Source organism: Streptosporangium heterodermiicola (assembly GCF_051390675.1).
Lineage (GTDB): Bacteria > Actinomycetota > Actinomycetes > Streptosporangiales > Streptosporangiaceae > Streptosporangium.
The window spans coordinates 127033-151842 of sequence record NZ_JBPJSR010000003.1; the positions used below are offsets into that span (position 1 = coordinate 127033).

The 24810-nt window shown below is 71.8% G+C and carries 18 protein-coding genes; 10 read left to right on the forward strand and 8 right to left on the reverse strand.

From position 1 onward, the window contains the following. Positions 1-471: 471 nt before the first annotated feature. Complete coding sequence (locus ACSC1Q_RS07730; RefSeq protein ID WP_436757974.1) at positions 472-1332, reverse strand: 3-methyladenine DNA glycosylase; 861 nt, start codon at positions 1330-1332, stop codon at positions 472-474. Positions 1333-1620: 288 nt separating this feature from the next. Between ACSC1Q_RS07730 and ACSC1Q_RS07735 the strand changes: the two genes are divergently transcribed. The 3 genes from ACSC1Q_RS07735 to ACSC1Q_RS07745 all read left to right on the forward strand — a co-directional run bounded on the left by ACSC1Q_RS07735 (position 1621) and on the right by ACSC1Q_RS07745 (position 5753). Continuing rightward, a complete protein-coding gene (locus tag ACSC1Q_RS07735; RefSeq protein WP_436757975.1) occupies positions 1621-2190 on the forward strand; it encodes a dihydrofolate reductase family protein in 570 nt (189 codons plus the stop codon). A 537-nt stretch (positions 2191-2727) separates the two neighbouring features. Next, positions 2728-4347, forward strand: coding sequence for a pectate lyase family protein (locus tag ACSC1Q_RS07740; protein ID WP_436757976.1), 1620 nt, complete (start codon positions 2728-2730; stop codon positions 4345-4347). 248 nt (positions 4348-4595) lie between these two features. Beyond that, a complete protein-coding gene (locus ACSC1Q_RS07745) occupies positions 4596-5753 on the forward strand; it encodes a beta family protein (RefSeq protein ID WP_436757977.1) in 1158 nt (385 codons plus the stop codon). 40 nt (positions 5754-5793) lie between these two features. Here ACSC1Q_RS07745 and ACSC1Q_RS07750 read toward each other — a convergent pair whose 3' ends face one another. The 3 genes from ACSC1Q_RS07750 to ACSC1Q_RS07760 all read right to left on the reverse strand — a co-directional run bounded on the left by ACSC1Q_RS07750 (position 5794) and on the right by ACSC1Q_RS07760 (position 9537). Continuing rightward, on the reverse strand, positions 5794-6363 hold the full coding sequence (locus ACSC1Q_RS07750) for a hypothetical protein (RefSeq protein ID WP_436757978.1): 570 nt from the start codon (positions 6361-6363) through the stop codon (positions 5794-5796). Positions 6364-6510: 147 nt separating this feature from the next. Beyond that, a complete protein-coding gene (locus ACSC1Q_RS07755) occupies positions 6511-9051 on the reverse strand; it encodes a polysaccharide lyase 8 family protein (protein WP_436757979.1) in 2541 nt (846 codons plus the stop codon). A gap of 255 nt (positions 9052-9306) precedes the next feature. Next, a complete protein-coding gene (locus ACSC1Q_RS07760) occupies positions 9307-9537 on the reverse strand; it encodes a hypothetical protein (protein ID WP_436757980.1) in 231 nt (76 codons plus the stop codon). 1108 nt (positions 9538-10645) lie between these two features. On the opposite strand from ACSC1Q_RS07760, the gene ACSC1Q_RS07765 reads away from it, so the two are divergent. The 5 genes from ACSC1Q_RS07765 (at position 10646) to ACSC1Q_RS07785 (ending at position 17850) form a co-directional block, all read left to right on the forward strand. Beyond that, positions 10646-11788 carry a DUF8094 domain-containing protein gene (locus tag ACSC1Q_RS07765; RefSeq protein ID WP_436757981.1) on the forward strand — a complete coding sequence of 381 codons (1143 nt, stop codon included), beginning with the start codon at positions 10646-10648 and terminating at the stop codon, positions 11786-11788. A 63-nt stretch (positions 11789-11851) separates the two neighbouring features. Further along, positions 11852-13909, forward strand: a complete 2058-nt coding sequence (locus tag ACSC1Q_RS07770; RefSeq protein WP_436757982.1) for a hypothetical protein — start codon at positions 11852-11854, stop codon at positions 13907-13909. Next, positions 13906-16056: a hypothetical protein gene (locus tag ACSC1Q_RS07775; protein WP_436757983.1), complete on the forward strand. Its 2151-nt coding sequence runs from the start codon at positions 13906-13908 to the stop codon at positions 16054-16056. Before ACSC1Q_RS07770 ends, ACSC1Q_RS07775 begins: the two co-directional genes overlap by 4 nt. 43 nt (positions 16057-16099) lie before the next feature. Continuing rightward, positions 16100-17092 (forward strand): MinD/ParA family ATP-binding protein, encoded by a 993-nt coding sequence (locus ACSC1Q_RS07780; protein ID WP_436757984.1) that lies wholly within the window; start codon positions 16100-16102, stop codon positions 17090-17092. Next, positions 17092-17850, forward strand: a complete 759-nt coding sequence (locus ACSC1Q_RS07785) for a hypothetical protein (protein WP_436757985.1) — start codon at positions 17092-17094, stop codon at positions 17848-17850. Before ACSC1Q_RS07780 ends, ACSC1Q_RS07785 begins: the two co-directional genes overlap by 1 nt. 212 nt (positions 17851-18062) lie before the next feature. Here the strand turns inward: ACSC1Q_RS07785 and ACSC1Q_RS07790 are convergent, their stop codons facing one another. After that, complete coding sequence (locus ACSC1Q_RS07790) at positions 18063-19088, reverse strand: hypothetical protein (RefSeq protein ID WP_436757986.1); 1026 nt, start codon at positions 19086-19088, stop codon at positions 18063-18065. A 72-nt stretch (positions 19089-19160) separates the two neighbouring features. After that, a complete protein-coding gene (locus ACSC1Q_RS07795) occupies positions 19161-19505 on the reverse strand; it encodes a hypothetical protein (RefSeq protein WP_436757987.1) in 345 nt (114 codons plus the stop codon). Between the two features lie 30 nt (positions 19506-19535). Between ACSC1Q_RS07795 and ACSC1Q_RS07800 the strand changes: the two genes are divergently transcribed. Further along, positions 19536-20318, forward strand: a complete 783-nt coding sequence (locus tag ACSC1Q_RS07800) for a glycoside hydrolase family 16 protein (protein ID WP_436757988.1) — start codon at positions 19536-19538, stop codon at positions 20316-20318. Positions 20319-20529: 211 nt separating this feature from the next. On the opposite strand, the gene ACSC1Q_RS07805 is transcribed toward ACSC1Q_RS07800, so the two are convergent. After that, on the reverse strand, positions 20530-22281 hold the full coding sequence (locus ACSC1Q_RS07805) for an ABC transporter ATP-binding protein (protein WP_436757989.1): 1752 nt from the start codon (positions 22279-22281) through the stop codon (positions 20530-20532). A 148-nt stretch (positions 22282-22429) separates the two neighbouring features. Further along, positions 22430-22942: a GNAT family N-acetyltransferase gene (locus ACSC1Q_RS07810; RefSeq protein ID WP_436757990.1), complete on the reverse strand. Its 513-nt coding sequence runs from the start codon at positions 22940-22942 to the stop codon at positions 22430-22432. Between the two features lie 174 nt (positions 22943-23116). On the opposite strand from ACSC1Q_RS07810, the gene ACSC1Q_RS07815 reads away from it, so the two are divergent. After that, entirely contained in the window at positions 23117-24550 is a 1434-nt protein-coding gene (locus ACSC1Q_RS07815) for an LCP family protein (protein ID WP_436757991.1), read from the forward strand. Positions 24551-24810: the final 260 nt, after the last annotated feature.

Consider the following 24810-nt stretch of genomic DNA (forward strand, 5'->3'; position numbering starts at 1 on the left):
ACGCCGCGCCCATTGCCGGGGAGGCACACCACCGGGGCGTCGCAGACGACGGCCCCGCTGCGCACCACCGACCCGGCCGTAGGAGGACGCCTTGGGGACTCAGTGTGGAAACCTCCCCGAAATACGTCAAGGAGGACCAGAAACTTTCGGTTCACCTGTCTGGGCGCACGCGCCCGGCACATCCCCCAACCTTTGTCCCTGCCTCCTGAAACCTTGCGGACTCGTCATGCCGGGGCGGGGCGGGGCCGATGTAAGTTTCAGCAAGACGCCTGACCGGGGAGGGGTGGCGATCCCCCTCTCCTCCTCTCGCTCGGCCGGACCTCGCTCGGCCGGACGCGTTCCGGCGCACCACGCGTCGAGACCCTGGCGGCACCTCCCCGCTCGGAGCGGGTCGGGGGTCCCGGTAGCGGGTCAGGAGTCGTCGGAACGGGTCAGGGGTCCTCGGGGTGGGGCAGGGATCCTCGGGGTGGGTCAGGAGAGGCGGGCGCCGGAGAGCAGCCGTTCGCAGGAGTCGAGCAGGCGCTGCCGCAGCGGCCTCGCCCGCTCGGCGAACCCCCGCTGCTCGGCGGCGTACTCGGCCCGGCCCTCGGGCGTCTCGATCCGGATCGGCCGGTGACCGAGCGCGCTCAGGTCGTACGGGCTGGCTCGCATGTCCACGGCGCGGACGTCGCGGGCGAGCGTGAAGCAGTCGGCGACGAGCTCGCCGCTCACCAGCGGCGACAGCTTGTACGCCCATTTGTACAGGTCCATGTTGGCGTGCAGGCAGCCCGGCTGCTCCAGCTCCGGCTGCCGCTCCCGGGTCGGCTGCAGCACGTTGAGGGGGCGCGCCTCGGGGGTGAAGAAGCGGAACGCGTCGAAGTGGCCGCACCGCACGCCCCGCTGTTCCACGACCTCCGCGATCTCCTCCCCGCTGAGCCGCAGCGGCCAGGCATCGTGCCGCACCTCCGCGGCCTTGTAGACCATCGCCCACTCGTGCAGGCCGAAACAGCCGAAATATCCCGGCCGTGCCGCGGTGGCGGCCAGCAGTCGCATGATCCACTCGATGGAGGACCCGCGCCTGTCCATCAGCGCCGCGGTGTCGAGCGTCGCCCCCTCGGGGGTGTCGAGGTAGTCGCGGCCGAAGTCGCGCGCCCCCTTCAGGATCACCCCGGCGCCCGGATGCCACTTCCGCAGCCGCGCCGGCCGGTGCCCGTAGTAGGTGAACAGGAAGTCCTCGATGGGGTGGGCCTCGCCCCGCGCCCTGCGCGCCAGGTGCGGCTCCGCCCACACCTCGATCCTCCGGGCGTGGGCCTCCGCCCGCGCCCGCCACTCCTCCGGTTCCAGAACCTCCACCGCTGAATGGTACGCGGGGGCCGATGGTGCCCGGTGGGTGGCCCGCACGGCCGTGGCCGGGGGTCGTCTCGGCCTCGCGGCCCTTGGGGAAGGTCGTCACCGGGCGGGGAGGGCTGTCGTACCGGGCGCGGGAAGGCCGTCTCCGGGAGGGGAGACCGTCTCCGGGAGGGGAGACCGTCTCCGGGAGGGAAGGTCGTCGCCGGATGTAGAGAACCCGGGGACGGCTCCGACTCCCGGGTGACAGCGCGCTCCGAGGGCGCGAGAGATCCACAAAGACGGGACGTCGTCATGGGCGAGCTCATCCACTTCGTACACCAGTCCCTGGACGGTTTCATCGAGGGGCCGAACGGCGAGTTCGACTGGCCTCGGATGAATCCGGAGCTGTCCACCTACTCGCAGGAGCTGACGGGCGGCGACACGGTGTTCCTCTACGGGCGCGTGGTGTGGGAGATGATGTCGAGCTACTGGCCGAACGCCGAGCGGCACTCGACGCACGAGCACGACCTGGCCTTCGCCCCGATCTGGCGTGAGGCGCCCAAGGTCGTGGTCTCCAGCACGCTGGAGAAGGCCGACTGGAACACCCGGGTGATCTCCGAGAACGTCGTCGAGGAGCTGACCGCGCTCAAGAGGTCCGGGGCCAGGATGGTGCTGTTCGGCGGATCCTCGCTGGCCTCCTTCCTCACCGAGCACGGCGTGATCGACGAGTACCAGATCTTCGTCCACCCGGTGGTCCTGGGCGGCGGCAAGCCGGTCTTCCAGGAGCAGAGCCACCGGACCGGTCTCGAACTCGTCGAGTCGCGGACGCTCGACTCCCAGGTCGTGCTGCTCCGGCACCGGCGTGAGGACGCGCGGGAATGATCGTCGCCCGGCGCGGGCACACGGGCGTTGAGCCTCGCCCGACGCGGGCACGCGGGCGTTGAGCCTCGCCCGGCGCGGACGCGCGAGCGTCGAACCTCACTCGGCGCGGAAGGACTTCCGCGCCGCTTCCGGACCGTCCTCCACGGGGTCCACCTGGAAGAACGACGCCCCGGCCGGGCGGAGGAACGGAGCCTCACCTTCCCCGGACGAACTGGGTGCTTGACTGCACCTTTCTCCGGGCGTAAAAGTGCGAAAAGAGTTGGATAGCGCTTTCCCACCCTTCGCCCAAGAGCGACGTGACGGGCCTGCTCGGCGTACTCCGCCGCAGGTCAGCCATGCCCAAAGCCCTCATCCAGGGGGCGGCGGGCGGGCTCGCACGCCGCTCGACGGACATCGCTCGCCGGGGCCCCGGCGACGCCGGCGCGTGACCGCGGAACGCGGGACGCCCACGTCGCCGGTTCGGTCCCGGCGCGAGGCCATGGCCGACCGGACCGGGAGCACGGCCGGTCGGTACTGACGGAACTTGGAGGTTCCACGGTGCGAAGAAGGAAAGGGCTCGGCGGCTCGCCGCTCATTGCGCTCGCGACGTCCCTCGCTCTCGCGGTGATCGGGGCGCTGGTGCTCGTGGCGATGCCCAGCGCGTTCGCCGCGTCGTTGTTCGCCGACAACTTCGAGGACGGCAACTCCAACGGCTGGTCGAAGTCCGGGGGAAGCTGGTCGGTGGTGGCCGACGGCTCCCAGGCGTACCGGCAGTCCGGGACCGGCGCGGACGCCAGGACGGTGGTCGGCACGGGTTGGTCGGGCCAGGCGGTGCAGGCGCGGGTGAAGCCGATCGCGTTCAACGGTAGCGGGCGGTACGTCGCGGTGCTGGCCAGGGCGCAGAGCACCGGCAACTACTACTTCCTCGGGTTGAGCAACTCGGGCTCGGTCGTCCTGGGCAAGCGGACCGGCGGCGCCCCCACGACCCTCGGCTCGGCCGCGGCGACGGTGACCCCGGGCACCTGGTACACCCTCAGGCTTGAGGCGTTCGGCACGACGCTGCGCGGCTTCGTGAACAACGTGGAGGTCGTGTCGGCGACGGACTCCACCTTCTCCTCCGGCAAGGTGGGCCTCGCCGGTTACTACGCGAGCGCCTCGTTCGACGACGTGCTGGTGACCGACGCCGGCGGGCCGAGCGAGCCGCCGGTCACGCCCACGGTGACGCCCACCGTGTCACCGCCGCCGGGCTCCTGCCCCACTTCGGGGACGCCCGTCGGGTTCGCCGCGGTGAACGCGTGGGGCCGTAACGGGACCACGGGCGGCGCGGGCGGGCCGACCGTCGAGGTCGACACCGCGAGCGAGCTGATCTCGGCCATCGGCCAGAGCGGGCCCCTGAACATCTGCGTACGCGGGATGATCACCGTTCCGGCCGGCATGTACAACGTCACCTCGGACAAGTCGATCGTGGGCATCGGCTCCACCGGCGGCATCAGCGGCGGCGGCCTCAACGTCGGCCTCCCCCTCGACAACGCGGTCACCTCGCCGCCCGCGAACGCCGTGAACAACGTCATCATCCGCAACCTGTCGTTCCGGAACGCCAACGACGACTCGATCAACGTGCAGATGTTCTCCCACCACGTCTGGATCGACCACAACGACCTGGCCGACGGGTACGACGGGCTCATCGACATCAAGCGCGGCTCGTCGTACGTCACCGTGTCGTGGAACCACACGCACGACCACACCAAGAACATGCTGCTCGGCCACGATGACGGCAACAGCGCGCAGGACGTCGGCCGGCTGAAGGTGAGCTATCACCACAACTGGTTCAACCAGACCCCGCAGCGCAACCCGCGGGTGCGGTTCGGCGAGCCGGTGCACGTGTTCAACAACTACTACGTCTACAACACCGACGTCGGGGTGGCCTGCCAGCTGAACGCCGGGTGCCTGATCGAGGGCAACTACTTCGAGCGGGTCGAGGTCCCGGCGACGAACACCTACGCCGGTAGCGCGGGCAGGTGCGTCGCGCGGAACAACGTGCTCGACGACTCCGGCCCGCCCGAGTGCAGCGGCAGCGTGCAGGAGGCGAGTTCGTACTACGGCTACACCCTGGACGACCCGAACTCCGTGAAGGCGATCGTCAGCGCGGGAGCCGGGGTCGGCAAGATCGGCGGCTGATCCCCAGGAATCCCCGGAGCTCACCCGGCCCTCGGGACCCCCTGGGTCGGGTCCCGGCGGGCGGCCCGCCGCGCCGCCCGCCGGGCCTTCGGCTTCCGGAGCGGTCCGATCGCCGTCGTCCTCCGATTCCCGTGAATCGCGTTGATGACGTCCTGACTGTCCGATCACAGAAGTATCGGCGAATGAATCATTCTCGTGAAATGTGACTCCGGGGAACGTTGACGAATTCGGCACCGGAGTCCACCGTCGTGAAAACCGGGCAGGTGGCGGCCCGCCGGGAGGCGAGGGACGGCCGCCGCGCCGGACGCGGGTTCGCCAACCACACGGAGAACCATGTCATGACGGTGTACATGCCGATCCTGAAGGGACGGGCCAGCGAGTTCCTGGCCCTGGGAAAGGTCGCCGCGCAATGCCGGCCCTTCGTACGGCCGCTGATCGAGGTGATGCCACTGGAATCGGATACCGGCGACGACGACCGGACGACGATCGAGAGCGTGGCCGCGTTCGAGAAACGCGTGGAGGAGCACCTGCCCACCGAACGCGTTCTCGCGGTCGACTGCCACCGCCTGCTCGCCAAGAACAGGAACCCGGAGGGCCGCGACGCCATGTCGATGGTGTCGAACGCCGTGCGAAAGCTCGGCTATCGCATGATCCCGGTCGTACGGCCGGAGGACGGCGAGCGCGCGTTCCGGAGCGCCGGCTACGCCGCGGCGCAGCACGGGAAGGGGGCCTGCCTGCGCGTGCCCTGGCCCGCGCCGCGCACCTCCGCGGACGACGCCCGGCTGTCGCGCCGGATACGCGACGATCTGGGCCTGGCGTTCAAGGACGTCGATCTCGTGCTCGACCTGTGGGCGGTCGACTCCGACGCCCTGCTCAAGGACCGTAAAGCCGACGCCTGGCAAGCGCTCACCTGGGCGAAAGGGTTACCGGTACGGTCGATCACCCTGGCCTCCGGCGCGTTCCCCAAGACCCTCGGCGACGTCCCCTTCGACACCCCGGTGGCCATCCCCCGGCGGGACGCCGACCTGTGGACGACCGTCGCGGCCTCGTACGACGCGACCGAACTGTTCTACGCGGACTACGGCGTGTTCAGCCCGCGGGTGTCACAGGGGCGGAACCCGCACCCGAACCTGCGGTACGCGGTCGACGGGCAGTGGTACGCCTACCGGTGCGAGCGGCGCGAGGGCACCGGTGCCCTCGGGGGTTTCGACGGCCTGTGCAAGGCGGTGGTCGCGGACCTCTGGCCGTCCAGGGGAACGGCGTTCTCGTGGGGCGACGAGCAGATCGAGCGCTTCGCGAACGGACAGCCCCTGTTGCCGAGGAGACCGGAGTCGTGGCACGCCTGCAGCCTGTCGCGTCACTTCGCCACGGTGCTCGACCGGCTGGCCCACCTCAGGCGGCCGTGACCTCCGGAGGCCGAGTCCGGGCAGGCGGGGTCAGCGGGGGTCAGCGGGGGACGACCTGGTCGGCGCGAGCGTCGTCTCCGGTGCCGGTGTCGGTAGCGATGTCGGTAACGATGTCGGCGTCGGCGTCGGTGCGGGCGAGGATGCTCTCCATCCACGCCACCGCGGTGGCCGCCACCTGCGTCAGCTGGGAGTACAGGCGCTTGTCGAGATCCTCGCGGCCGGTGTGGAACCTGTCGTGGCCGAACTCCCGGCCGATCCCGCCGACCTGCTCGACCAGACCGGCCAGCTTCGCCACCTCGACCAGGTGGGGACTCGACGGGTCCAGCGCGTCGTCCTCGGCCCGCTGCCTCCGGCGTTCGCGCTCGACCTCGGCCAGGGCGCCCTCCAGGCGGAGCCGGTGCGCGTGGCCGGTGACGGCGTCGACGATGAACCCGGCGACCTCCCTGGGCCGCTCGGCGTCGAGCACCTCCACGTAGAGGGAGTAGTCGTCGCCGTCACCTCCGGCTATCGCCCAGACGCCGGTCTCCTCCTTCTCGTGGTTGGCCTCGCCGGGGACGACCCGCCACGTGGTGAGATCGACGGACCCTAGCTGCTCGCACCTGGGAACCACGATGTCCTCCTGCTCGTGTTCGCGAATGGGGCGGTTGTGCCTGGGGGTCTCCCATCGTGCCGGGCTTGATGATCGGGCAGGCCAGAACCGCCAGATTCGTCCGTGTCGCCCTGATCGTGGGGTCACGCGGGCGAATTCGGCCTTCCGTTAACCGAGGCGTACGGTGACCGTGTTCGAGCCGCCGCCCCGGCTCGCCAGGCGGCCGAAGGTGAGCGTGAGTCCCGCGCCGGTCGTGGCGCCCGCCAGGAGGGGGTGCCCGTGGAGCACCTCGGTCACCGGACGGTTCCAGGTCACGGTCAGCTCGCTCAGGTCGCGCCGGGGGTCCGACACGGTGAGCGTGGCCGTACCGTCGCCGCGCTCCCTGACGAGGACCGCGCACGGGGCGGAGGCGGTGAGGTCCCCGGCGGCTCCGTCGTTCCAGAAGTTGACGGCGGTGAGCCCGAGTGACGGTACCCGGACGCCCTGCTGCCGGGCGGTGTTGGCGAGCACGCGCGCCCAGCCGGGGTCGGCGGCGCGGGCCCGGGTCTCCGCGAGGCTCGCGCCCGGCAGCAGCAGGTAGACGTAGCCCGCCGAGACGGGATCGACCCCGTGGTCGAGCCAGAGAGTCACGTAGTTCCGGGTCACCGGGTCCCGGCCCCCGGCGCGGTCCTCGCCCGGAGCCGGATCCCGGCCGTCCAGCGCTGGATCCCGGGCGGCGGCGCGGTCCTCGCGCAGCGCTGGATCCCGGGCGGCGCGTTCCTCGCGGAGCGTGCGCAGGCGGGTGCCGCAGGGCAGGACGTAGCCGCCGTGCCCCTCCAGGTGTGCCCAGCCCCTCCCCTCGTCCACGGTGAGAGGCGCGCCGGTCCTGCGGTTGTCCACGACGGTCTCGACGGGTACGCCGTCCTCGGCGGTGATCCCGGCACCGAGACAGACCACCGCGTCGTCGAGGAAGAACCACGACTTGAACGCGTCCAGGGTGCTCTCGAAGCCGTTCAGGTGCTGGCCGACCGTCGCGTACACGCCGTCGGTGGCGCCGCCCACCCAGCGGCCCGGCGGGCAGGTGTCGCCCCACGCCTCACCGGCGCCGTCGGCCAGCCGCCGGGTGGAGACGGTCGTGCCCGGCAGGCGGTAGGGGTCGACGGTGGTCCAGAAGGAGTCGGAGTACTGGTCGCCGTGGCCGTCGGCCCACCAGTAGAGCATTCCCGAGCCGGTGTGCCAGCCTCGGAGGTTCTCGCCGTTGCCGTGCTCGTAGTGGCCGACGCGGTGGGAGGCCATGCTGAGGGCCGCGCACCAGCCCGGCCCGCCCTGTACGCCCCGCGCACCCTGTACGCCCTCCTCACCCTCCTCGCCCTCCTCGCCCTGTACACCCTGCACGCCTTGCACGCCGTGAGCCGGGCCGGTGCGCGGGCCGCGGTGCACGGCGCGGGCGCTCATCGCGAGCAGCCGGTGCCCGGCGGGTTCCTCGGCCGCGAGGACGGCGTCGTCGTCCAGGATCGCGGCGAGGCGGGCGTGGAACCCCAGGTCGTCTTCCTCGGCCGCGTCGAGCATGGGCCGGTGGGTGTCCCGCAGCGCCCACCCCTTCACCATGCCCTGCCAGCGGGACCGCTCGGCGGCGGAGGCCGTCTCCCCCAGCAGCAGGATCGCGGAGGCGATCGCGCGCCCCCTGTCGTGGTCGCCGTACGGCCGCCTGCCGACCGCCCGTCCGCTGACCAGGTCCATGCAGAAGCCGTCGTGGACGAACGGGGCGAACGTCCTCTCGACGCTGTCGAGGACGACCTGCCGGTTCGGGTCGGTGACCTCCCACGGCGAGCCGCGCAGCACCGCGAACAGCGTCGCGAGACCGGACAGCAGCGACGCTCCGTACGTCCCCTGGTAGGGGACGGTCGTGTGCTGGACGAAGGAACCGTCCCGGTAGAACCCGTCGCCCTCGGAGACGTGGGGGAAGACCGGGGAGAGCGCGGAGACGGCCAGCGCGGCCTTCGCCGGGTCGGATCCGAGGACGGCCCGCAGCAGCGTCACCACGCACAGGTCCACCCGGTTGGCCCCGGTGCTGGTCCCTTCGTAGTCGTCCAGGCGGCACTCGGGGACGAAGTTGTCCACCGCCTCCCGCAGCGCCTCGCTCCGCGGGTCCATCAGGTGCGGGCCGATCAGCAGGGCCGCGTCGAGGAGGTTCCTGGGGGCGCCGATCTGCCAGTGCCACCAGTTGCCGACCTGGTCGGCGTCCGCGGCGTACACCCGCCGCCGGTAGTGGTCGACGCCGTCCGCGACGGCCGCGGCCAGGTTCGCGTCGCCGGTCAGGCCGGTCCCCGGCAGGGCGTACGCGCGGGCCATGGTCCGCAGCCGGGCCGGGGTGGCGCCGAGCGAGGGGAACGCCAGGTCGGGCCAGAGCGACGTGGCGGCCGGCGCCATGGCGTCCCGGTACCCGGCCGCCCTCGTCCCCAGCCTCGCCAGCCGGGTCCGGTACGGCTCGGCCGTCGCGTCGAACCCCGACCCCGCCGTCACGTCCCGCCACCGGTGGCGCAGCTCGGCGAGGGGGTCGGCCGACGTGCTCGGCGTGGCTTCCGCGTACGCGGTTTCGAGGTGCGCGGTCCTCGTGTACGCGTTCTCCGTGTGGGCGTTCTCCGTGTGCGCGGCATACGCCGGGATCAGCGCCCCGGTGGCGGCGGCACCACCGAGCCGAAGAAACGATCTCCGGGAATGTCGGTTCACGCCTAGATTGTCGGGGGGAAATCGCCCTCACTGCGGGTACCACGCCGCATTGCCCTCATATGGTCGATGCTCTGTCGCCGTCAGAGAGGACCGCCTCCGGGGCCAGGCGCGTGTCCCGTCCGGGGAACCATCCTCGCGTGCCCCTCGCCGACGCCCGTCCCGGCACTCGCGCGCCCCGATCCGCGTTCGAGGACAGCGGCCGGGTCCTGGCCGGTGGGAGCCGTCCTCGGGGATCCCTCGGGGATCACTCGGGGATCAGAGGTCCACGTCGCGGGAGGCGATCACGCGGACTCCCTCGGGTTCGCGGCCCGCCGGGGTGACCACGACCCGCCTTCCCGCGTCCTCGTAGCCGTGCTCGGTCAGCCACAGCAGGGTGTACGGGTCGAGACTGCTGAAGTCGACCGGGGAGGAGGGCGAGAAGATGTCGTCGCCGGACGAGGCGCCGCCGGTGTCGCCTTCGACGATCGACAGGGTGTACGCGGTCATGGCAGCCTCCGGGCGGTGGTCGTCCTCGACGGGGTCATACCCCGAGGGCGATAACGCTCCCCTGACCTGCTGATACCTGTTGTCGCCCGTCGACACCGGGCCCGGCTCACGGAACGATCGGGGGATCCGTTCTCGCGGGAACGCGGAGGTGCGAGGGCCCGGCTTGACCTTCTTACAGGGAGCGGCCTTACGGGGAGCGGCCTGACCTTCTTACAGGGAGGGGTCCGGCGAAGGCGCCGACCGGACAGGACGGATCACACCCCGCCGACCCTCCGGAGATGTCAACCGGACTCTCCCGCCGCCCCTCCGAGGGTGTCCGGCCGAACCACCTCGCCACCCCTCCGTGGAGGCCGACCCGACGAGGACCGGGTGACGATCACTTCGGGCGCCCTGCGGCCCTGGAGGCCGCGTTCCCGTTCGTCCTCGTCCCGGGCGATCGGGTGCCCGCGCGCCCCGCCGGGCGGGCGCCCTGGGGCGGACGGCCGCCGTCCGCTCAGCCCCAGGAAAAGCGGGGGTTCCAATTAGCCGAACGCGGGCCGGGAGCCCGAACCGCCAAACAGAGGAAACGTATACATATCAAGTTGCTATGACGGCTTGCAACAATCTGGAGAAGGAAAGGTCGGCACGATCTCCCGTACGCGGCGAGAGCACGGACGACCGCCGGAAAGCCCAACGGGAGGCGAACGACCGGCCCGCGTCAGGGAAATGGCAGTTCAACAAGAAACGTGAAGGATCATCCGAAACCTCCGGATGGCCGTACTTCTCTAGAGAACTTGTGGCACGGTCCACCCAGAGGATGGCAGCAGGTGGGGGCATTGCCCGTTTCGGACGGCCCATATATCTACTTAGGTGTTATTTATAACCCAATAACCATAAGTGTCAATTACTGAGCCCTTTACCTTCCAAATAGATCACGGTCAGTCTAATATTTGGACCTATGTCATGGCGTGCATCAGATTTCCCAGATGGAGAGGCTGGGTCCTCTGGCCGTGGCAGTGCTTCCTCTAGGCATGATTCCGAACACGCATCCGACTGGCATCCCGAACGCCTCCTGTCATTCGATTGGCGGAAGGTTATTCTGTTCACGGCGGTTTTAGCGATCATCGCCGTGGCGGTGTTCTGGCTCGCGACCAGAGCGCCCTCCGGTTCGTCCCTGGCGGCGAACCCCACTCCCGACCCTTCGGACACCGGCTGGGAGAAGGCCGCTTCCTCGCCTTCGCCGACGCCGACCTCCTCCCGCTCCACTCCCGCGTCGACCCCGAAACCCACCCGGACCGGAAGCGGCACGGACAAGTCCCCCCGCCCCGAGTCCACCCCCGCGAAGAGGCCACGGACCGAGACCAGGACCACCCCACCCCCCGCCGACCCGCCGGCCGGAGCCGACTCGCCCCAGCTCACCGCGAAGGAGGCGTACGGCATCCACGGCCGCTACCAGCGGGGGCTGTCGGTGGCCCAGGCCAGGAAGGACCAGACGGCCATGGCGAAGCTGGAGCACGGACTCGCGCTGGAGATGACGAGGGCGGGGTTCAAGACCGCGCAGATGCAGGGGACCTCACTCGCGACGGGGATATGGCCCAACCCCCAGGTGTGGATCCCGCGTCACGTGGACGGCGCCGCCGACTGGTTCGTGGCGGTCTCGCACGAGCCCGGCGTCGCACGGATCGTCGACGTGATGAGCTCGGCACCCGGCGGCTGGCGGCTCGTCGCCTCGGCCGCCGACACGCGCGCCACCCCGGCGCGGTTCCCCAAGATAGCGACGGACGGCGAGGGGTACGCGACGAGCCTCCCGGAGAACGCCACCGGGCTGAGCGCGACCCCTCGGCAGATCGCCCGCGCGCATCTGGCGAGCCTGCAGAACGCCGAGGTCGACCCACGATTCGACGACGGGCCGTGGACCAGCGAGGCCGCGCTGTTCTGGCAGCAGGAACGCGGCCGGCTGGAACAGGCCGACTGGAAGCTCGCGCTGTCGTACCGGCTTGAGGGACCGGTACGCACGCTCAGGACCAGTGACGGGGGCGCTCTGGTCTGGTACGGAGCCCGATCCACCGAGCTCCGCGAGGCGGTGCGGGAAGGGGCGAAGGTCAAGCTGAAGGGCTCGGCCGCCGTCCGTACCCGTAACAAGGCCTTCGCCCGCTCGGTGAGCGCCACATACGGCCGCATGTATGTGACACATGTCCCCCCCGCCGGCTCGAACGAGCCCGCTCGCGTGCTTGGCGAGTGGAGCGACGTCCTGGAGAGCCACGGCGACTGACGTTTTCACCGGAAGAAAAGGAACATTCTAATGACACCCTCACGTAAGCCATCGCGCGCGACGGTGATCACTGCGAGTGTCGCGATCGGCGTCTTCGGCGCCGGCGCCGGGCTGGGAACCGTCATCGCCATGCGCCCCGACCCCGGCGAGGGGAAGGTGATGAGACTCGCCGCGGGAACGTACCTCCTCGACGACCAGGCGGGAGCCTGGACGTCGAGCGCGGCACCCGGCGGCGACCAGCCGCTCCCGCTCTCCGGCGCCGACGCGGGCAGCACGATCGCGGACGGTGCCGCCAGACCGGCGGCCGCCGCCGGTGACCAGCGGGTCTGCCTGACCGCCACCACCGACGGGCACGCGCTCGGAGGCTCCGCGGAGGGCTGCGTCGCCCTTCCCGTCCTGGGCCTGGCCGCCGCGGCCGCGCCCCTCCAGCGGCCGGGAAACCCCAAGAGCACGCCGACCCCGCCGTCGGCTCCCAAGACGAACCCGCCGCCGAAGCCCGCGGCGACCAAGAAGGCCGACCCGCCCGCCAGGCCCGACCCGGCACCGGTGCGGCCCGCTCCCGACCCCGGACCGGCCCAGCCCCCCGCCCAGCCCCCGCCGGTGAACAACCAGCCCGTCCAACCTCCCGCCCCGCCGCCTCCGACCCCGACGAAGAAGATCAGCGGCAACATCTCGGAGAGCGAGAAGGAGAGCGGCAGCGTCATCCAGCGCCCCGCGGAGCAGAAGGTCGAGATCGTCGCGCCGCCCAAGCCGGCTCCCGAGTCCGGCGCGACGAGGTCCTCGGGTCCCTCGCAGCCGCCGCAGCCCAACGGGGGCAACGGGCGCTCGCAGCCCCCGGCGACCAACGGCGACAGGCAACAGCAGCAGCCCAACGAGGGAAACAGGCGCTCGCAGCCCCCGACCGGCAACGGCGACAGGCAACAGCGGCCCAACGAAGGGAACAGGCGCTCCCAGCCTCCGACCGGCAACGGCGACAGGCAACAGCAGCCCCAGCCTCAGCCGACCGGAGGGAACAGGCAGTCGCAGCCCCAGCCCACCGGCCTCAGGCCCCCGCAGCCCCAGCCCACCGGAGGGAACAGGCAGCAGCCCACCGTCAGCGTCAAGCCCCCGCAGCCCGGGGACAACGCCAGGAACTCCCGGCCGACGGGCACCCTGAGGCCGGCGATCCGGTCGGGCACCGGTCAGCCGCTCGTGCCCTCGGGCGGGGCCACCCTGCCCACGGCGCCCCCCGAGACCAGGCCGACCGGCGACGTGGTCCCGGTCCAGCCGCCCGGTGGCCAGAAGCGCTCGCAGGCGCCGAGCCCGTCGCGGAGACTCCCCTCGGCCGCGCCGTCCCGGTCCGTGCAGCCGCGGCCGTCCGTCGGCCCCGGTGAGAACGCGTCGCAGGGTCCCGACGGGACCGTGCTCATGCCGGCCGACCCGCGGCTTCCCGGCGGCGGCCCTGACGGCGGTGTCTCGCTGCCGGTCTTCGAGAACCCCGAGCTCCTGCGTCGCGCCTACGAGGCCCTCGGGCTGGACAGGGGGATGCGCTACACGGACGAGAACGGTGTGTGGGACCTCAACATCGCCCCGCCCGGCACCCCGCCGTGCCGCAACTACACCACCGAGGAGATCCAGGCGCTCAGCGCGTCCCAGGGCCCGAGCTCGTCCCCGGGCGCCCAGGCGATGATCCCCCGCGACTCGTGCCTGTGGCCCGCCTTCATCCGCTGGCTCTACGCGGAGCCCGCGCCCGGCCAGATCAGCAACTGGACCAAGTTCACCGGACTGCCCCAGCGGAACCTGGAGCTCGTGGTGACCGACGTTCCCCCCGTCCCGCTGCCCAGCCCGATCGCCAGCGAGGACACCGTCCCGCAGCCCGCCCCGGGGCAGAACGACCAGGGACAGACCGGTCAGCGGCAGGGCGTCCCCGGCGAGGAGGAGCCTTGGGAGCCGGACAGCGGCGGGCTGAACCCCGCCCAGCCGGGACCCGAGGACGCGGTGGCCCCCAGGGATCCCGGTGGCAGCGGGGACGACGTCCCCCAGCAGTGGCCGGGTGAGAACACCGCTCCCCTCCAGTCCGACCAGGGCCGGTCCGACCAAGGCCGGGTCGAGCCGGACCCGGTCGAGTACGACGGCCGATGAGCACACCCACCGGAACCGGGCGTCTCACGCCCGGCCCCGGCCAGGGGGCGGCCTGGGTGCGTGAGCATGGCGCGCACCTGATGGACTACGCCGCCTCCCACCTCGAATCCGGCCGGACGCACGCGGCGGTCGTCTCCGCGCTGGCGGCCGGCCGGGTCGAGGCCGCTCCCGGGAACGTCACGGCCCGGGGGCGGCTGCTGGCCGCGCTGCGACGTGACTGCCGCACCTCTCCGGGGTACCGGGAGCGGTACGTGCCGGGTTCGGGGCCCGGCATGCCCGACGCCTCGCTGATCGAGCGGGTGTGGACGATCGTCGACCCCCTGGGCACGGAGACGCTCAGGCTGACCTACCGCCACGCGCTCGGCATGGAGGACCTCGCCCACGTGCTGGCGATGCCCGTCGACGAGGTCGGCAGGCTCGCCACCCGTACCCAGGACCTGATCGAGACGCTGGTGAGCGGGCTGGACGCGCTCGCCCACGGGCGGCGTACCTGCCCGGAGCTCGCCCCGCTGGTGGAGACCGTCTTTCCCGGCGTCTTCCCCGCGGGCCAGGCCGCCGAGCACGCGGCCTCCCCCTCCGACCCGGAGGACGCCCAGGCGCGCCTGCTCTCCCACATGATCAGGTGTTCCGTGTGCACGCGGCCGATCAACATCCGCTACACCGTGCCGCAGATGATCTCCCATCCTCCGGTCGCGCCGCTCTCCGCGGAGGAACAGCGGAGGCTCACGGAAGCGCTGCCTCCCGAGGCCGCCACCGAGGCGGGGTCGGGGGAGCCCGCGCGTCCGGCCCGTGGCGGGTCTCCCGTCCTGTCCGCGCCTCCGGGAGAGGGACGGTCCCCGGTCCTTCCCGCGCCCCCGCCGGGAGGCCGGGCCCCCGGGCACCGGGCCTCCTCCTCACCGGGACACCGGTCCGTCGCCCCACCCGGGCACCGGTCCCCCGCCGCCCCGGCCTCCCCGGCACCGTCGGCCGCGGCGCCGTCCACGCCGTCACCGTCACCCAGGGTCGGTACGCCTCCCTACCCGCCGGTGGCGTCGAAGCCGCCCGCGAAACCGGCGGCCTCGACCCCGTCGAGCACGGCGGCGGCGGGTGCGGTGTCGCCGGTCACGGCACCGGGAGACGGGCCCGCGGCGGGCTCCCCCGATCCCGCCAACCCCTCGGGGCTGCCCCCGCTGCCCGCGCTGCCGCCCCGCAAGACCCGGCCGTCCCGCCCGCCGTCCCCGCCGCCCGTACCCGGGCACGACACCCCGCTCTACGACGCCCTGCTCACCCAGGCGTGGGCACGCGAGGTCCTCGCCCAGAGCGAGGAGCTCACCGGCACCATCCCCCGGCAGGAGCCGCCCGCTCCCAAGCCCGTCGCCAAGGCCGAGCCCATCGTCATCGCCGGGCAGGCCTCCGTCGAGATGCGCGACACCGAGATGCGTGACACCGGGGTACGCGAGACCGGAACACGTGACACCGGGGTACGCGAGACCAGGACACGTGAGACCAGGACACGCGGCACCAAAGCGCGTGACACCGGAACACGTGAGACCAGGAAACGTGACACCGGGATACGCGACGACTCCCAGGTACCGGCGCTGCGCTTCCACACCGAACCCGACGACCGCCCCGACGAGGAGCGGATCGAGATGGGGATCCGCGTGCTGGAGGCGCTCAGCTGGGCGGGCGCCCGCATCAGGAACACGACGATCAAGCTCGTCATCATCGTCGTGGCGGGCGCGGCGGGCACCCTGACCGGGATGAACCTCCTCGGCCCCGCGATCGAGTCCGAGGAGCCCGCGAGCTCGCTGCAGGCGTCCACCAGCCAGGCCACCCGGTCCCCGCCTCCCGCCGCCGACGCCCCGGCGCGGCAGGACGGGCTCGCCTCGCGCCTGCGGGTCCCGCCCGTGGTGACGCTGGACGAGTTCGGCCTGGGAAGCATGGTCCTCACCATCTCGGGAGAGCCGTTGAAGTGGCGGATATCGGCTCCCGGCCTGGCCGTGAGCCCTTCCAGCGGCACGTTGCGGGAAGGGGTGACGCAGGTGATCAACCTGCGTGCCCACCGGGTCCGCAACTGGTGCGGCGCCCCCGCCTCGGTCACCGCCCCGATGACCGTTCACGGCCTCGACGACTCGGTCGGCACGACGGTGCGCTGGCGGACCTGCTGACCTTCCATCCCCCCAGATCGCTATTCGAGAAAGGACCAGGGCAGTGACGGATACCTCTCCTCATATCAAGACATCGCCACCCACTCCTCCCGAGCAGTTCCACGAAACGGTCCCGCTCACCGCGGAACACCTGCTCACCAACCGCCGCCCCGAGCCCGCCGGGGGGTGGCGCCGGCTGGTCTGGCAGCTCTCCGGCAAGCGCTTCATCCCGGCGGAATCGGCGGCGGAGCTGGAACGGCGCACGCTGATGGCGCAGGCCCAGACCCCCGTCGCGAGCGGGCACCACCGGATCGCGGTCATGAGCCTCAAGGGCGGGGTCGGCAAGACCACGACGACCGTCGCCCTCGGCAACACGCTCGCCTCCCTGCGCGGCGACCGGGTGATCGCGATCGACGCCAACCCCGACCGCGGCACCCTCGGCATCAAGGTCAAGTCCGAGACGGCCGCGACCATCCGCACCATGCTGGCCGAGGCCCCCCACATCCTGCGCTACGCCGACGCCCGCGCCTTCACCTCCCAGTCGCCCGCCCGGCTGGAGGTCCTCGCCTCCGACACCGACCCGGCCGTGAGCGAGGCGTTCAACGCGGAGGACTACCGCACGGTCGCCGGGCTCATCGAGCGCTACTACTCCATCTGCATCACCGACTGCGGGACCGGCCTGCTCCACGGGGCGATGGGCGCGACGCTGGAGATGGCCGACCAGATCGTGCTGGTCAGCCTGGTCGCGGTGGACGGGGCGAGCTCGGCCGCCGCGACACTGGACTGGCTGACCGCCCACGGCCACGCCGACCTCGTCAGGAACGCCATCGTCGTGCTGAACGCCGTGGAGCCCAAGTCCGACGTGGACCTGGACCTGCTGGAGCGCCACTTCACCTCCCGGTGCCGCGCGGTGATCCGCATCCCCTACGACCCGCACCTCAAGGAGGGCGCCGAGGTGGACCTGGTCCGCCTGCGGCCCACGACGCGGGGCGCGTACCTCCGCCTGGCCGCGGCGGCCGGGCAGACCTTCGGGCAGCGCCCCGACCGGGGTCACTAGTGCGGCCGGTCGCCGACGATCCCACGCTGAACTGGGATCTGGGCCCGCCGCCGAGCGCCCGGCGGCGGATGCTCATCGTGGTCGTCTCGATCGTGGGGACGATCCTGCTGGCGGCCGGGGCATGGCAGCTCCTTCGAACCGATTCCACCCCCGTGAACGCCTCCGCGCCGAAGGCCCTCGGGGACACCGTTCTCCTCGCACCGCCCTCCGGCTACGAGGGCGCGGCCGGTTACCCCGTCGGGTTCCCCCGCACCGAGCTGGGCGCGGCCTCCGCCGCCGCCGCGGCGCTGGAGGCGGCGTGGACCCTGGACGCCGAGCAGGCGGAGCAGGCGGCGGTGCTGTACGCGCGGCCCGAGCAGCACGACGCGGCACGGGCCGGCGCACGCGAGGCCGTCGCCGGTTGGCGGGAGATCCTCGGCCTTCCCAAGGACGGGGCGCTCCCCGACGGCGCCGCCATGCGGACGCGGACGATCGGCGTCCAGTGGAAGGCCCGCGCCCAGGACCAGGTGCTGGTCTCGGTCCTGGTCCAGGTGACCGCGACCAAGGGCGTCGGCGACACCGATCCCACCTATTCGAGCCCATACGCCATGAGCCTGCTCATGGTCTGGCAACCCGGCATGCGCGGCGCGAACCAGGGGGACTGGGTCAACGTCCCCGACCCCCTCGCCACCTCCGTGCCGCCGGTCGCCCTCCCGGGCACCCCCGAATTCACCGCCGCGGGCTGGAAACCCATCTCCGGCCCAGAGCCCACCCAATAGATCCAGGAAGAGCGATCAATGCCCCCACGCAGCTCGTCCCGGCGTGTCACCTTACTCTCCGGCCTTCTGCTGGCCGCGGTCTCCGCGACGACAAGCGCGGTCATCGCCCAGCCGTGGGCCGCCGTGGCGGATCCCGGCGTGAGTTACGGCTCACCGTCGGGGGAATCCGCCGTCCCCCCCGCCGGGCCTTCCTCCGTACGGGAGGGGTCCCCTTACGGGGAGACCGTCCCCGAGACCGCGAACACCTCCGGGCCGGACAGGAGTCCCCCCTCGAACGGCGGCTCCCGCTCGGCACGGAACGCGAACCCGCCCGTCGAGGACGCGTCACCCCCCGAGACACGCGACTCCCCTCCCACGTCCCGTAGCCGTCCCGGCCAGCGGAACGCCGCCCCCCGCGCGGAGGACGTTCCCGCCGAGCAGTACTCCGAGCCCGCGCGGGAGACCACCCGGTCCAGGAACGCGGTACCGGAGAACCAGCCGTCGAGGAAGGCGCGTACCTCCGAGGCACCGCCCGCGAACACCAGGTCCGCCGAGGAACCACCGGCCCGCACAAGAAACACCAGATCCGCCGAGGCACCGCCGGCCCGCACGAGGAACACCAGGCCCACCGAGGAACCACCGGCCCGCACAAGAAACACCAGGCCCACCGAGGAACCGCCGGCCCGCACGAGGAACACCAGGCCCACCGAGGCACCTCCGGCGGCCCCGAGGAACACCAGGCCCACCACCGAGGCGCCTCCGCAGACCAAGAGGGCCACCCAGGCACCGCGCAAGAACACGACACCCACCGGCGCGCCCCCGGAGACCAGGAAGGCGACCCAGGCGCCGCCCGGCGGCACGAAGCCGTCGGCGACGGCGACGGCGACCTCCGCCCCGGCCACCCCCGTGCCGTCGGCCAGCGCCACGGCCACGGCGACCGGGACACCGCAACCGCCGAAGGCCACGCCCGAACCCCCCAAACCCTCCGTCACACCCACGCCCGCACCCTCCGGCACGGCCACCACGCCCGCGCCGAACCCGACCCCCACGCCCCCGATCCCCACGCCCCCCGGTCCCACCGTGACGGCCACGGCCACGGCGACGGCAACGGCGACCAACCCGGCGCCGACCGCCACCGCCACCACTACCGCCACCACCACGCCCAAGCCCACCTCGTCGACGTCCCAGCAGCCCACCACCACCCCGAAGCCGACGCCGAACCCCCCGAAGCCCTCGGCGAACCCGACCTCGACCCTCACCGCCCCTCCGCGCAACGGCCCGCCGAGCTGGGCGACCCGCGCTCCCCGGCCCGCGCCCGCGCGGACCGGCGTCTACGAGCCCTCCCTCCTGACCGAACCGGTGCGGAACACCCGATCCCAGATGGCGGCCCCGTCCCCGGCGCCCTCGATCCCCAGGATCCTGCCCCTGCCCCCGCTCAAGCGCTCCGCCTCCGACTTCTGTAAGCCGGAGGACCTCGCCTCGTGCTGGAGCCTCGCGCCCTGGCGTGGCCGTACCGCGGAGTCCCCCGTCCTGCTGATCGCGAACCAGGAGCCGGCGGGCGCACCGCGTTGGGTGTTCGGGCCGCCCGCGTCTCCCGCCCAGCCGCCGTCGAACCCGATCGCGTCGCCGATCCCCAGCCCGACGAGCACCGGCTGCTGGAGCTTCAGTCCCTCCACACTCTGCGCAAGATCCTGGGAGGAGTAACCATGATCACCAGATCCCACGTGCGGGTGGCCGTACTCAGCATGGTGGCCGCGCTGACGGTGAGCACCCTCAGCGCGGCCCAGGGAGAGGTGGTCTCGGCGGCGCCCTGCGCCCCCGCCGCCACCGGCGAGGCCAGCGCCGCGCAAGCCCTCGGCTGGGGCGCACCGTCCTGGTGCGCGGAGTTCGACGACTACCTCGACGAGTCCGACTGGGTGTTCTACGACTCGGCCGGGCACGCCGGCAACGGCCGCCGTTCCCCGCAACAGCTCTACCTCGGCAACGGGGCGCTCTACCTGTACGGCCGCGAGGACGGGACCACGGCCGGTCTGGCCGCCCGCCACGACCAGGCCTACGGGCGCTGGGAGACCCGTATCCGCCTGTACCCGGGCGCCGGGTCGTACCACCCCGTCGCCCTGCTGTGGCCCAAGGAGGGCGGCGGCAACGTGCGCAGCTCCACCGGTGAGGAGATCGACTTCCTGGAGGTCATCGACGACCCGGAGCGGCAGCGGCCGAACTTCTTCCTGCACACCCCTCAGGGGCAGGAGCAGGCCCACGCCAACATCGACATGACCGGCTGGCACACCTACGCCGTGGAGGTCACTCCCAACAGCGTCGTCGGCTACATCGACGGGCAGGAGTGGTTCCGCTCCGGCAACGCCACGAGAAGCTCGATGTCGGTCTGCCTGCAGCTGGACTGGTTCCCCGGCCAGGGCAGCTCGGGAGAGGCGTGGATGGAGGTCGACTGGCTCCGCATCTACCCGTCCTCGACGGGCACCGCGGGCTGAGTCAACCCGGCCCCCCGGCCACCCCGCCACCCCGCCATCCGGCGGGACAGGAGCAGGACAGGAGGGTGCGGGACCCGTGCGAACGGGTCCCGCACCCTCCTCGCGTCTCCGGCGGCCTCGCGTCTCCGGCGCCTCGTGGTCCGGACGGCCTCGCGTCTCCGGCGGCCTCGTGGCCCGGACGGCCTCGTGGCTCAGGCGGCCGGGACCTCCATCAGGCGAGCTGGGCGCCCTGCAGCCCGGCGTAGGCGCCGCGCAGCCGCATCAGCTCCTCGTGGGTGCCCACCTCCTCGATCCCGCCGTCGCGCATGACCACGATGCGGTCGGCGCCCCGGATGGTCGACAGCCTGTGGGCGACGACGAGGACCGTACGCCCGGCGACCAGGCGGGTCAGCGCCTCCTGGATGAGCGCCTCGGAACGGGTGTCCAGGGCGGAGGTGGCCTCGTCCAGGATCAGCACGCGCGGGTCGCGGATCAGGGCTCGGGCGATGGCCAGGCGCTGGCGCTGCCCGCCAGACAGCCGGGCGCCCCGCTCCCCGACGACCGTGTCGAGGCCGTCGGGGAGCCGGTCGATGAACTCCAGCGCGTTGGCGTCCCTGAGCGCCTCCCGCACCCGCTCCTCGGAGACGTCGGCCATGCCGTAGGTGACGTTCTCCCTGACACTGCCCTCGAACAGGATCGACTCCTGCGGCACGACGGACAGGAACCTGCGGTAGGTCCGCAGGTCCAGCGTCTCCATGTCGCGCCCGTCCAGCAGGATCCGGCCGGAGGTGGGCCGCAGGAAGCCGATGACGAGGTTGAGCACGGTCGACTTGCCGGCTCCCGATGGGCCGACCAGCGCGATCGTCTCGCCGGGGGTCACCGTGAGGTCGAACCCGGTGATCGCGGCCTCCTCGCCGTAGGAGAACCCGACGTCGCGGAACTCGACCGCGCCGCGTACGGAGGCGACCTCCTCCTTGCCCGCGTTGTGCTCCAGGTCGGGCGCCTGGAGGACCTCGCCGATGGAACGTACGGACGCCAGCCCCTTGCTGATCATCGGGGTGAGGGTGAGCAGGGAGGTGACGGCCGCGGTGAGGGTGGCGAAGAAGCTGGTGAGCATGACCACGTCGCCCGCGGTGATGGGGATGACCTGGTAGTAGGCGACGAGCGCGGAACCGGTGAGGAAGGCGACGCCGATCGCGTTGAGCAGGATCCAGGCCAGCGAGCCGAAGCTGCCGTTGAGCAGGTCGAGCCGGAGACCCTTGCGCAGCACCTTGGTCAACGTGCCGTCGACGCGGTGCAGGGCGTCCTGCTCCAGGCCGTGCGCGCGGGTGATCGGGATGAGCGTGGTCATCTCGCTGACCCGGGTGGACAGCCGCTCGACCTCGCGGCGGAAGCTCTCGTTGTCGTCGCGCAGCCGGGTGCGCATGTACATCACGAGCAGGGCCGCGGCGGGTACGACCACCAGGAAGACGGGGATCGCGGCGGGCACCTGCACGGCGATCACCACCAGACCCCCGGCCAGCATGGTGAGCGCGGACAGCCCCATGTCGGCCGCCTGCTGGCTCGTCTGCTCCACGCTCTCGACGTCCCGGATCACCTTGGTCTGGAGTACGGCGGCGCTGACCCGCGCGTGGTAGCCGATGGAGAGCTGCTGCATGCGGCGGCAGAGCGCGGAACGCAGGTCGGTCCCCATCCGGCGGATGGCGCCGTGCGTGCAGCGGACGTAGAGCAGGTGGAGGGGATAGTTGAGGAGCAGCAGGACGAGCAGCACGCCCGCGTTGACCCACAGGCCGGCGATCGGGGCGCGGGTGACCACGATGTCGACGACGTTCGCGGTGATCAGCGGCAACAGCCAGGTCGGGCTGTGCTTGACCAGGAAGGCGAGCACCCCCGCGAGCAGCCTGAGGCGGTCCTCCCGGAAAAGGTAGGCGAGCGTGCGGATTGGATGCTCACCGCGATAGCGGTGATCGAGAGCGCCAACCACAAATCCCCCAAACGGTGGTAAATCTCTGGCAATACTCTCGTATGAAGATTTCGCACACGTGACGTCCCCCCGGGTGAACCGACACGGGGTCCCGCCGACCGGCCGCTCCCGGTACGGCCCACCCGGCACACGGCCCGGTGCGGGTCGTTCAGCCCGTGGCGGCGGGAAGCCTCGCCTCCAGGATCTGGCCCGGCCAGTCTCCGACCTTGAAGCTCTCGGTCCTGGTGAAGCCCCGGCTCTCGTAGTACGCCACCAGGCGGCCGTCGTCACCGGCGTAGCAGTCGACCCGCACCACCGCGACCCCCAGCCAGGCGGCCTCCGCGCGGGCGCGCTCCAGCAGGACGGCCCCGACCCCCCGGCCGTGGTATCTCCGGTCGACGACCAGCCCCTGGACGTACAGCTCCGGCTCGGAGGCGGGAGGGACGTAGGGCATCGCGGCCCCCACCACCAGGCAGCCCGCGGGCCGGCCGTCGAGTTCGGCGATGCGCATCCCGCCGGACATCGCCCACAGGGTGATGTCCTCGACCCGGGCCGCGTTGAGGGAGAACGGCTCGCTGCCCCACTGGCCGGTGCGGCCCAGGGAGGACAGCCACGCCACCGCGCCGTCGAACATCGCCAGAACGGCCGGTACGTCGCCGAGGTACCCGTGACGGATAATCACCGGCGGATCGTAACAGGGAGACGTACCCCCACACAGGACAGGTGTATGTACCCTCACGCAGGGCAGACCCGCACCGGCCCAGCCGTACCGGGAGGTTAGTAAACTCTGCGACGGCCGGAGTACGGCTCCTCGGTCACGGGCGCACACCGTGATCGTTTCCCCCCCGGGAGTCACGTGAGCAGCGGGTTGATCGACGCATTCCCCGGACCGTCCCCCGAGCCGCCGGCGCCGCCCGGCCGCCGCTCGTGGCGGCCGCGCCGCAGGTGGCTGTGGTGGCTGGTGGCCGCCGTCACCGCCGTGGTGCTCGTCGCGGCGGGTACGGTGGCGGGCGCGTACGTCAAGCTGACCGGCAACGTCAAGCATGTCGAGATCTCGGCGGAGGACCTGGGGAAACGCCCGGTCAAGGCCGCGGGCAGGGCGATGAACGTCCTGGTCGTCGGCTCGGACCAGCGGGGCGGCAAGAACGCGAGATACGGCCGGGTGGCGGGCGAGCGGACCGACACGATCATGCTCGCGCACATCTCGCCGAAGCGGGACAACGCGATGGTCGTCAGCTTCCCCCGCGACTCGATGGTCCAGCTTCCCGCCTGCCGGGCCAGGCAGGGGCTGCCCGGGCAGCGACCGCACGTGGGCATGATCAACGAGTCGTTCAACTCCGGCGGCATCACCTGCACCTGGAAGACCGTCGAGTCGCTCACCGGCATCCACATCGACCACTTCGTGAAGGTCGACTTCACCGGCTTCAAGGGCATGGTCGACGCGGTCGGCGGCGTGGAGGTCTGCGTACCCGAGGCGATCGACGACAAGAAGGCCCTGCTCCACCTGGCCGCCGGGCGGCAGAACCTCGGGGGCGAGCAGGCGCTGGGCTACGTCCGGGCCCGCTACAGCCTCGGCGACGGATCGGACATCGGGCGCATCCAGCGCCAGCAGATGTTCATCGCCTCCATGGTCAAGAAGGTCATGAGCGGCGAGACGCTGACCGATCCCGCCCGGCTCTTCGGCTTCCTCGACGCGGCGACGAAGTCGGTCACCACCGACCCCGGCCTCACCCCGGGCGTCATGAGGGACCTGGCGACCAGCGCGCAGGGGCTCGCCGCGGGGCAGATCCACTTCATCACCACCCCGTGGCGCTACTCGCTGGTCCACCCCGGCCGGGTGGAATGGGTGCAGCCGCAGAGCGGCAGGCTGTTCAGGATCGTCGCGACGGACCGGGCGATCAGCGGCTCCGGGGTCAAGGGCGGCCAGACCAGGGTGCCCCGGTCGAAGATCCAGGTCGAGGTGCGCAACGGGACCACGCGGTCCGGCCTCGCCACCCTGGTCGCCGTCCAGCTGGAGGAGCGCGGCTACCACGTCGCCAGGATCGGCGACGCGGCCCGCAAGCCGTACCCGGCGACCACGATCGCCTACTCCCCGAACGGCGCCACCAAGGCGCCCACCCTCAGCCGCGACCTGCTCGCCTCCCGGCCGCTGTCCGCCCCCCGGGCGACCACCGGCAGGCTCGTCCTGACGATCGGCGACGACTGGAAGGGGCTGAAGCCGCTTCCCCGCGACGACACCGAGAGCCTGAAGGGTTTCGACGCGACCCATGACTCGTGCGCCGGCGCCTGATCGTCTCCGCCCCGAAGGCCCGGCGGGGATCCGTGCGGGAATGATCGCCCGCCGCCCGGGTCCGGAAGGTCGCGCGTTCCTCCGAGCCCCGGGCGGGTGGGAACCATTGCCCTTCGCCTTCGAACGGCGTGAGAGCTTGGGCTGGCTTTGCCCGTGGATTAACGCCGGTCACCTATAAATGGTCAAAAGCATGTCTTTAAGGGAGGAAAGCCGCTTTCCAGGGGGTAGCCGTATTGCGTCATCCGCGTTCGATCCGGGGC

Excerpts from the sequence above, each read along its gene's own strand:
- ACSC1Q_RS07800 (WP_436757988.1), top strand. The coding sequence starts at position 19,536 with ATGATCACCAGATCCCACGTGCGGGTGGCCGTACTCAGCATGGTGGCC.
- ACSC1Q_RS07775 (WP_436757983.1), top strand. The coding sequence starts at position 13,906 with ATGAGCACACCCACCGGAACCGGGCGTCTCACGCCCGGCCCCGGCCAG.
- ACSC1Q_RS07735 (WP_436757975.1), top strand. The coding sequence starts at position 1,621 with ATGGGCGAGCTCATCCACTTCGTACACCAGTCCCTGGACGGTTTCATC.
- ACSC1Q_RS07760 (WP_436757980.1), bottom strand. The coding sequence starts at position 9,537 with ATGACCGCGTACACCCTGTCGATCGTCGAAGGCGACACCGGCGGCGCC.